The 1,840-nt window shown below is 49.0% G+C and carries 2 protein-coding genes; both read right to left on the bottom strand.

All coding sequences use genetic code 11. The features are described 5' to 3' along the window. Nucleotides 1-312: hypothetical protein (locus ACYVN4_RS45275; protein WP_460730534.1), on the bottom strand; the 312-nt coding region annotated here is incomplete at its 3' end. Nucleotides 313-315: 3 nt separating this feature from the next. Next, nucleotides 316-1,840 (bottom strand): phage tail protein (locus ACYVN4_RS45270; protein ID WP_460730532.1); only part of this gene is annotated, 1,525 nt, incomplete at its 5' end.

The following is a 1,840-nucleotide window of genomic DNA, read 5'->3' as shown; positions in this document are numbered from 1 at the left end:
GCTAATTTTGGTGGTAGTGCCTACCAGTCGGATAGGTTTCTTAGCTTTATACATCTTATTGATCTTATCGATGTAGGTCTGACCATTCTTGTATGGCTTCGAAGTACTAAGATAGTGGACTCCGGTTGTCTTGACTGGAATCGTACTAGTGAGCTCAATCGTCTTGACCTTTTCGGGACCAATCAGACTGATTTCACCTAGTTTGACCACCGTGATAGTCTTGTCGTCAGTCGTCGATTCAACATTAATTTCGGCGGGGTTAACCGGTAATGCAAACGTCTTGTTCTTACTGTCCGTTAAATTGAATTTCACTGGTTATCCCCTCCGTTCGTTAAGATTGACTAAGTGTGTTTCAATAGCTGACAGGATTTCATCAATATTAAGTTTCCCATTGCCACCACCAGTGAGTTGAATAGCTCCTTGAGCAAATGTAACGGTAGTCGCGCCACTGTTCTGTTCGTTCGAGTTATTCGTATGATTAGTAATAGTTACAGTTGAACTTGCCCCTGTTCCAGTCGCAAACGGACTTGATTGTGGAACATTAGGATCCGTGTTCAATTGACCATTGACGCCAATCGTCTGACCACCAACACCGCGCATAGCCGACGCGACACCAGTAACTGCATCATACGCACGATTAAATCCGTCCGCTAGCATATCCCCAGGACTAACCATTGGCACGTGGTTCAGCACGTCAGCTGCTCCAACAACTCCCATAGCCATGCTTCGAGAAGCAGTTTCGGCCTGATTAGATCCTAAACCAATCGCAAGACCCTCTACAACCCAACGACCATACTGCTTAAAAATCTTGGAAGGAGAGCCGATACCCATGGCATTTTTTGCGGCACTAACGACACCTTTGGCAACATTCTGTACAGCCGCCACAGCTCTACCAACCATAGATTTAATACCATTTACCAGTCCTTGAATTAAATCTACACCGGCATTAAATAAGGCACTTCCAAAGCTCTTAGCTGCATTAACTGCATTCTGCATTCCACTTCGTACCGCTGAAACGACATTTGACATACCCGAAGTCACTGCGCTTATTAGGCGAGAGATTCCGTTGACAAACGCTGATACCATTGCGGACACGGCTGAAATCACTGCTCGTAACCCTGCTGCCACAACCATCAAACCTGCACCAGCGACCATCAGTCCCGCTCCGAGCACAATAGCAGCTGCACCCAGTGCAACGGCACCGGCAGCCGCAATCATCATCAACGGTGCTGCAATAACGAGAGCTAGTGCAAGAATCATCATCCCTGCTCCGGCAATCATCGCCACTGCGGCTACAATAACCAATGCGGCGCCCATCAGTAGCATGCCCACAGCTGCAACCATAGAGAACGCAGCAATCAATGGTAATGCAATGGTGAGAACCATCATACCAGCCGCGGCCAGAGCAACTCCAACAGCCACTATTAACATTGCAGCACCAAACAGGATTGCTCCCACAGCCGCAATGGTGAATCCAACACCAACTACAATCAACCCGGCACCCAAAAGCACCAGTCCTAGAGCCGCCACAATGGATAAGGCACCAAACACTGCCATTGCTGCCCCTAATAGAACTAATCCCAGCGCGGCCGAAGCTCCATAAGTAGCAATGGTTGGCAGCTGCGTTGCCAGCATCGTAATCCCAGCAGCCGCAATAAATACTGCCGCCCCAATAAGAAGCATTGCGGCTCCAAGAATGACAAAGCCAACTGCGCCAGCAGCTAAACCTGGTCCCAGCAGTGTTACCACAGCTGCTAAAGCGGCCACAGCAAGTACCATCCCAAAGAACATAGCAACTGCGGGCCACCCGGCGGCAACTAATTGAGTTGTGGCGTTAGCA

This window comes from Nocardia heshunensis (genome assembly GCF_054782115.1).
The sequence above is the reverse complement of the archived record's forward strand: the minus strand, read 5'-3'. Positions and strand labels throughout refer to the sequence as shown.